Below are 8,155 nucleotides of genomic sequence, written 5' to 3' on the forward strand. Positions count from 1 at the left end.
TTATTGACCTTGCTGACATACTCATCGTAGGAGTAGGTGATGGCAGCGTAGGGCACGAGGATCACCTCCTCACGATCTGCCTCGGTGAGGAAGTCATTGAGATCGGGGCCGGCCTTCTCCAAGTAGCTCTCGCCGGGAGAGGCTGAGTTGCTGATCAGTAGTAATCGTCTCATAGGTCTATGTTGTATTGTCTGATTAGTTGTTATGCAAATTTACCCATTTATCTTTGCCCTCACACGAGATGCACCCCGCGCCACTTCTCGGAGCGCATGAAGAGGTAGCTCCGGACGGCGACGATGCCGAAGTAGATCACCTCCACCGTGAAGCAGACGGCGATCGGCGCCCTGAATAGGTAGACCATCGCCACCGCATAGAGGAGGTAAAAGATATTCCCCGACAGCTCGATGCGGAAGACCTTCTGCGTCGACCCCACTCCGCCGACGGCGTGGAAGTACATATTCCCCACACTCGCCACGACAAAGGCGAGGCAGAGCACCCGCATCGATGGTACGGCAGCGGTGATCAGCATCGGATCATCGGTGAATACTCGCAGGACAGTGGAGGCAAAGATAGAGACCAGCACCGCCAGTACAGCCGCCGTACCGAGAGAGAGGCGGCTCGCCCGATGCAGATAGGGCGCAATCTCGTCCGCAGCATCGGCGCCCATCAGCTGTCCCGTCGTCGTCCGGACAGCGGTGCCGTAAGAGATGATCGGGATGAAGAGTACGTTGTAGACACTTCGCGAGATCGAGGCAACACCGAGGGACATCTCCCCGAGGCTCTCGAGCATGAAGAAGAAGAGCGTCCAGACGCTCTGCGACATCAGCGCCTGCAGCATCAGGAAGTAAGAGATGTGGAGCAGCGAGCGTGCCACAGTCCCATCCCAGCGCAGCATATCCCTCAGGTCCATGCCGTACTTCCTGAGATCCACTCGGGTCCGTATGTAGAGGAGGTAAAATATGAGGGACGCTCCCTCAGCGCAGACACTGGCGATCGCCGCCCCCTTGATCCCCAGTGCCGGCAGCCCGAGGTGACCGAAGATCAGCGCCCAGTCGAGGACTATATTCACGACCGACATCACGAGAGAGTTGTAGGTCAGCACCTTCGTCTCCCCTATCCCGACAAAGAACGACCGCATCGAGGAGGAGATAAAAATGAATATGAAGCCGAGCATCCGGTAGTCCCAGTACTCCAGCGCCGCCGCTCCCACCGCCTTACTCGTAAGGAGTGTGCCGAAAGCCCATCGTCCTATCGGCATCGCGAGCACGATCGCCAGGATCGCCGCGCCAAGGAGCATCATGATGCTATTGCCGAGGACGTTACCGATCAAGCGGTACTGCCCGGCGCCATACTTGTGACTGATGATGATCTGTGTGCCGGAGGCGAGGCCGAAGCCGACGGTAAAGATGCTAAAGTAGACCAGCGCGGCGATCGAAGCGCCACCCAGCTCCGTCACCCCGAGACGCCCGAGGAAAGCGGTGTCGATGACGCCGATCAGATTTTGCGCCATCAGAGAGATGACCACCGGCCCGGAGAGCCGGAGGAGCCTCTTCAGTGAGGTGTCGGGGATCTCTCTCCGGAGTAGTGTCTCTGAGTCTGCCTGCATAGATCTTCTTTTACTTCCTCACAAAGGTACACAAAATGGTCAGCGCACCCGTAGTATCGTGAGTCAGCTCGCCTAATGGTGCGTCATCGAAGGGTCTGAGGACGAGAGCACAGCACCCCCACCCTACAGAGTGATTTCTTTTACCGGTAATAGTGAAAACTAATACCGGTATTAGTCATCACTATTACCGGTATTAGTTCGATCGCTTACTTACCCGACGTGGAAGCCTCCCCGACCGAGTCCGTAGGAGCTACCGGACAGTGATGAGGTAGGAGGCGACGCCTACGAGTGCAGCCATCAGCAGGACGGTGAGGAGAACCGATCCCAAGGAGAGCTCCCAGCCTCGCTTTTTCCCCAAGAAGAAGTAGACCGGACCGACAATAACGATCGGCAGGGTGATGGCGATCAGATCCACTACACTACTCTCCCCGAATAGGTATCGACTCGCCAGCATCAGCAGCACCGCGGAGCCGAGTATCACGACAAATGGCATCGTATGGATTGGCTTTTTCATAAGTTTCTCTTTCTCACTCATCCGATAGTAGCATTTATTTTACGCGTATTACTCTGTCAATAGTATAAACCACTAATCGGCTGATTCAATGGACTTAACATTATGCTATTTTTTTCGTTTCTGACTTTGGCAGGTTTTCGTTTCCGACTTTGGCCGGTTTTCGTTTCTGACTTTGGCCGGTTTTCGTTTCTGACTTTGGCCGGTTTTCATTTCCGGCTTTGGCCGCTTTTCGTTTCTGACTTTGGCCGGAGGGGGCTCGGAGAGGACCGATCAGCTCATCTCCAGCATACGACGGATCGGGACGATCGCCCGCTCACGGACATCTGCCGGCACCTTCACCTCATACTGGTCGTGGAGGAGACTCTCGTAGACGTCCTGGAGACTGATGAGCTTCATCGTCCGGCAGTGCTTCTCGGGGATCATGCTGACAAAGGTGTGTTGCGGGTAGCGTCGCTCCAGCTCGGTCATGATGCCGATCTCGGTGCCAATGCAGAAGGTGTGTGGTTCGGCAAAGGCGGCGGGACGCTTAAGGATCGCAGCTGTGGAGCCAAAGAGGATCCGAGGATTATCCTGATAGTCCCTCTCACGGGCGACGGGGGACTCGGGGTGGATCAGCAGCTCCGCGTCGGGATACTGCTCGAGGAATTGCTCCACGGCGATGCGATTGACCACCTCGTGGACCACGCAGCAGCCGTCCCAGATCTCCATCTCCCGTCCGGTCTTGGAGCGGATGTAATTGCCGAGGTTACGGTCGGGGCAGAAGAGTATCGGGCGGTCCTCAGGGAGCTTGCTGACGATGTCGAGGGCATTGGAGGAGGTGACGCAGTAGTCGGTCTCTGCCTTGACGTCAGCGGTGGTATTGACATAGCTGACCACAAGTCCGTCAGGGTGCTTCTCCTTCCACGCCCTCAGGTCGGAGCCCTTGATCGCTGAGGCGAGAGTGCAGCCGGCGTAGCGGACCGGCAGGAGTACCTTCTTATCGGGAGAGATGATCAAGGCGGTCTCGGCCATAAACTTTACTCCGCAGAAGACAATCACCTCCGCATCGGTTCGTCCCGCCTCCTGAGAGAGCTGAAGGGAGTCGCCGAGTAGGTCCGCGGCGCGCTGCACCTCTGCCGTCTGGTAGAAGTGCGAGAGAATCACCGCGTTTTGCTCCTTCTTAAGTCGCTTGATCTCGCTGTAGAGTTCGTCCTGAGTCATCATTTTCTGTCAGAGGTTCCCTTATCCTTGTGTCCAAAGTTCATGCTGATATCGAGCGCCCTCACGGAGTGGGTCAGAGCGCCGACGCTGATATAGTCGACACCGCACTCGGCGATGGCGCGGATGGTCTCGGCGGAGACGTTGCCGGATGCCTCGGTCCTGGCGCGGCCGTCGATGAGGCGAACCGCCTCGGTCATCATGTCGGTGGACATATTATCCAGCATGATGATATCTGCGCCGACGCGTGCAGCCTCCTCCACCTGCTCGAGGGTCTCGGTCTCGACCTCGATCTTGATGGAGAGAGGGAGGGATCGCCGAGCAGACTCCACGGCGGCGGTGATGCTGCCGGCGAGCTTGATGTGGTTGTCCTTGAGGAGGCACATGTCGTAGAGACCGTGACGGTGGTTGTATCCGCCGCCATGACGAACCGCCATCTTATCGGTCAGCCGGTGTCCGGGGAGGGTCTTTCGAGTATCGAGGACGTGAGCCCGGGTACCCTCGCAGAGCTTGACCAGCTCGGCCGTAGCGGTGGCGATGCCGCTCATGCGCTGGAGGAAATTGAGCATCGTCCGCTCCGCACCGAGGAGGGTGCGGTAGCTGCAGCGGATCCGGATCAGGTCCTGCCCCCGGGTAATGCGGTCTCCGTCCGAGACCAGCGGCTGGAAGTCCACCTCTTCCTCCAGGTCAGCAGCCGTCTCTATCAGCCGACGTGCCACCTTGATACCAGAGATGATGCCGTCCGCCTTAGCGGTGATAAATGCAGTCTGCAGATCCTCCCTCGGGACGATGGAGAGGGTGGCGAGATCGTGCGAGACCCCATCCTCATCAAGCGCCAGCTCGATGAGCCGGTCCAGGTTTTCTGTCTCTATGTCGTATGGATTCATGATTGTGCTATAGTATGGTGATGAAAAAAATGGCTTGCTCTTACTCCTCAGCAACCGGCTCTTGGCGAATGATATCGTCCCGGTCGATCAGGGTGTGGAAGACGCTCCCCTGCGGCTTCGTCGCAGTGAAGTCCTCCCGGTAGTGGCAGCCGCGCGACTCCTCTCGGGAGAGAGCGGAACGGGCGATCAGCGTGGAGAGATGCAGCCTCCGCAGCGTCATCAGCGCATAGACGTTCTCCCCCACAAGAGGGCGGATACGCTCCTCCTCAGCACCCAGCTGCATGATCAGTCGCCGGAGCTCGTCCCCTCGACGGATGATGCCGCAGTAGGCGGTCATCAGTCGGGCGCACTTCTCCTCGATCGGCTTCCCCTCCACTCGGTACCACTCGATAGACCTGTCGCGATCCCAGGCCGGTGTAGTCTCCTCCGGTAGATCGGTCAGGTCGACCGGGTCTCCCTCGGCTCTCTCCGCCACGCGCTTGCCGTAGACAAGGCACTCGATGAGAGAGTTGGAGGCTAAGCGATTGGCACCCATGACGCCGGTGCTCGCTGCCTCGCCCACAGCGTAGAGGCCCGGTAGAGAAGTGTGTCCCTCCAGGTCGGTCGCTATGCCACCCACGGTGTAGTGCGCCGCCGGGGCCACCGGGATCTCCTGCGTGATGTCGATGCCTAGGGAGTCGAGATAGGCGGTTATGGTGGGGAAGCGGTGTCGGATCCGGTCCGGATCGAGGTGGCGAAGGGATAGACGGACGTGCGAAGCACCGCTCCGCCTCATCTCACGGAAGATCTCCCGCGCCACCACGTCCCTCGGAGCAAGGTCTGCCAGGGGGTGACGCCCCTTCATAAATGGTTTGTCCTGATCATTGAGCAGGATCGCCCCCTCGCCGCGCACCGCCTCGCTGATCAGGAAGGCGTGATCCGTCTCCGTGTATAGCCCGGTGGGATGGAACTGGATAAACTCCATGTCTCGCAGCTCCGCCCCAGCCTCATGAGCGAGAGCGCAGCCGTCCCCGAGGGCGGTGGGAGGATTGGTGGTGGGGCTAAAGAGCGCACCACACCCGCCCGTCGCCAGGATGACACTCCCGGCGAGGAAAGGCTCGATCCGGTGCGCCTCCTTATCATAGACTCTGATCCCCCGACAGCGACCCTCCCGGACGATCAGCTCAAGCGCCTCATGGTGCTCAAAGAGGGTGATCTCCTCCAGTGCCCTCACCTGCCCGATCATAAAGTCTGAGATCCGATGTCCTGTGTCATCTCCCCCTGCATGGAGGATCCGGTGGTGGTGATGTCCCCCCTCCAGTCCGAGAGCGGTCCGCCCATCGGGGTCCTTGTCGAAGTCCATCCCCATACCGATCACCTCACGGATCCGCTCCGGCGCCTCCTCCGTGAGGACGCGCACGGCATCCGGGTCATTGAGATAGACACCGGCGACGATCGTATCGTCGTAGTGCTCATCGGTGGTGTCCCCCGGTGCGCTGACGGCAGCTATACCGCCCTGTGCGTGGTAGGAATTACTGTCCTCTACCGCCCCCTGGGCGATCAAGGCAACAGAGCCGCGTCGGGAGAGATGGTAGGCAGAGTATAGGCCTGCGAGGCCGCCGCCGACGACGACAAAGTCAAAAAGCCGCTTCATTATATTACGGTACTGGTTATACTCTCCACAAATGTAACTCTTTTGTAGCGGACTACATAAGGCTGATCTCTGCTGCAGGGCGTAGGAGAACTCAAGGGCTGCGGCGCAGAGGTGCGTCACAGCCCTTGAGTCATAGATGGGATATTACCTTACTTGATGCCTCGTGCGGGAAGGAGAGCAGAGGCGTCCGGGTGCTCCATGCCGGTGAAGCTGGTGAAGGCCTGATTCAGATCCACGGTGCGACCCTTGGAGAGGATCTTATCGCGGAAGTCCTGAGCGACAGCCTGATTGAGCCATCCCTCACGCTCGAAGCGCTGAGCGATATTGACTGCCAGCACCTCAGTCCAGAGGTAGCTGTAGTAGCCGGAGGCGTAGCCACCGCCCCAGACGTGGCTGAAGTAGGTCTGGAAGTAGCGGGGCACGATGGACTGCCAGAGCAGTCCCAGCTCCTGACGACGGTTGAGATCCCACTGAGCGGCATCGGCGTCTGCCGGCACCTGATCCGGTGTGAGCATATGCCACTGAATGTCCATCGTGGAGGCGATCAGGTTCTCTCCGAGAGAGTATGCAGCGAGGTACTGGACAGACTGAAGCATCTTCTCCTTCAGCGCCTTAGGCATCGGCTCACCGGTCTCGTAGTGACGAGCATAGTTGTCAAAGATCTCCGGCACAGTGGCGAAGTACTCGTTGAACTGGCTCGGCATCTCGACGAAGTCACGCGGGGTATTAGTCCCGGAGATGGTGCGGTACTTGTTATTGGAGAGGAAGCCATGGAGGGAGTGGCCAAACTCATGGAACATCGTGGTCACGTTGTCCCAAGAGATGAGGTTGGGCTGACCCTCGGGAGCCTTCGGGTAATTGCAGCAGTTGTAGATCACCGGCTTCGTGCCGTCGAAGGTGCTCTGGGTGACAAACTCGTCCATCCAGGCGCCCGGAGCCTTGGTATCGCGGTGGAAGTAGTCGCAGTAGAAGAGACCGAGGTCGCTACCGTCCTTATCCTTTACCGTAAATACATGGACATCGTCGGCATAGACAGGGAGGTCAAAGCGCTCCTCGAAGGTGAGACCATAAGCGCGCTCAGCGGCGTAGAAGACGCCATTGCGCAGCACGGAGTCGATCTCGAAGTAAGGGAGCACGTCAGCGTCGCTGAAGTGGAAGCGATCCTCCTTCATCTTAGCGGAATAGTATACGACATCCCAGGGCTGGAGGGTAAAGTCGCTGCCCTCAGTCTTGCGGGCAAAGTCCTGGATCGATGCCATCTCTGCCTCAGCCTTGGGGACAAAGGACTCCTTGAGCTGAGTGAGGAAGTCATTGGCAGCCTGCTCGGTGCCGGCCATCTGGTAATTGAGAGAGTAGCTGGCGTAGTCCGGGAAGCCGAGAAGCTGAGCCTTGCGAGCGCGGAGCTTGGCGATCTCGGTGATCAGAGGCCAGGTATTGGCACCACTGACACCCTCGCCGTCGGCACGGTGGATGGAGGCGTTGTAGACCTTCTCCCTCATGGCACGATTATTCAGCGAGGCCATGATGGGCTGCTGGGTGGTATTGGTCAGCACGAGGGCGTAGGTAGCCTTCTTGCCACGCTGCTCAGCGTCAGAGCGCGCCTGAGCCAGCTGTGACTCGCTCAGACCATCGAGCTCAGCCTCATCGTCCGTCCAGACGGTCTGAGCGGCCAGGGCATCGACGATGACGCGGCCAAACTCAGTCGTCAGCTCAGAGAGACGGGAGCTGATCTCCTTATACTCCTCGCGGCTCTCCTCAGGGAGGGCAGCACCGTTTTTCTCAAATCCCTTGTAAGTATACTCCAGCAGGGCACGATCCTCACCCTGGAGCTGATCCAGCTGCGTGTCGTAGACCGTCTTGATGCGGTCGAAGAGCTTCTGATTGAGATTAAGCTCATTGTCCCAGTCGGTCAGCATCTTGGATGCCTCCGTCTCGATCTCGCGGCGAGCGTCGGTACCGTCGGCGGAGACGAGCTTGAAGAAGACGCTGCTCACGCGACCCAGCATAGCGCCACTCTTCTCGAGCGGGATGATCGTATTCTCGAAGGTAGGCGCCTCCTTATTGTCGGTGATCGCCTTGATCTCCTCGCGCTGGAGGCGGATCCCCTCCTTAAATGCGGGGATGAAGTCCTCGTCCTGGATATTGGCGAAGTCGGGTGCCTGGAAGGGCAGCGTGCTCGCCTCAAGGAAGGGGTTGTCTGTCAGAGGCTTCTCCTTCTTGGAGTCGCATCCGGTAATGCCTATCAGGCTCATACATGCAATGCCTGCTAAGAGGGTTACAATTTTTTTCATACGAAATCGTATTGATAAGGTGTTACT

General features: G+C 58.5%; 7 protein-coding genes. All 7 read right to left on the reverse strand.

The window, feature by feature from the left end; translation table 11 throughout:
* A partial coding sequence (locus tag Q0F21_RS03810; RefSeq protein ID WP_297237567.1) for a Type 1 glutamine amidotransferase-like domain-containing protein occupies nt 1–173 on the reverse strand: 173 nt, incomplete at its 3' end.
* Between the two features lie 59 nt (nt 174–232).
* Nucleotides 233–1,606 carry an MATE family efflux transporter gene (locus tag Q0F21_RS03815; RefSeq protein WP_297237554.1) on the reverse strand — a complete coding sequence of 458 codons (1,374 nt, stop codon included), beginning with the start codon at nt 1,604–1,606 and terminating at the stop codon, nt 233–235.
* 250 nt (nt 1,607–1,856) lie between these two features.
* Complete coding sequence (locus Q0F21_RS03820) at nt 1,857–2,120, reverse strand: hypothetical protein (protein ID WP_297237556.1); 264 nt, start codon at nt 2,118–2,120, stop codon at nt 1,857–1,859.
* Between the two features lie 270 nt (nt 2,121–2,390).
* On the reverse strand, nt 2,391–3,323 hold the full coding sequence (gene nadA, locus Q0F21_RS03825) for a quinolinate synthase NadA (RefSeq protein ID WP_297237558.1): 933 nt from the start codon (nt 3,321–3,323) through the stop codon (nt 2,391–2,393).
* Nucleotides 3,320–4,204 (reverse strand): carboxylating nicotinate-nucleotide diphosphorylase, encoded by an 885-nt coding sequence (gene nadC / locus Q0F21_RS03830; protein WP_297237560.1) that lies wholly within the window; start codon nt 4,202–4,204, stop codon nt 3,320–3,322. The genes nadA and nadC overlap by 4 nt, the downstream gene beginning before the upstream one ends.
* A 40-nt stretch (nt 4,205–4,244) precedes the next feature.
* Nucleotides 4,245–5,837, reverse strand: coding sequence for an L-aspartate oxidase (gene nadB / locus Q0F21_RS03835; protein WP_297237562.1), 1,593 nt, complete (start codon nt 5,835–5,837; stop codon nt 4,245–4,247).
* Nucleotides 5,838–5,986: 149 nt separating this feature from the next.
* Nucleotides 5,987–8,128 (reverse strand): M3 family metallopeptidase, encoded by a 2,142-nt coding sequence (locus Q0F21_RS03840; RefSeq protein ID WP_297237565.1) that lies wholly within the window; start codon nt 8,126–8,128, stop codon nt 5,987–5,989.
* Nucleotides 8,129–8,155 lie beyond the last annotated feature (27 nt).

Source organism: uncultured Porphyromonas sp. (genome assembly GCF_934359325.1).
Classification (GTDB): domain Bacteria; phylum Bacteroidota; class Bacteroidia; order Bacteroidales; family Porphyromonadaceae; genus Porphyromonas_A.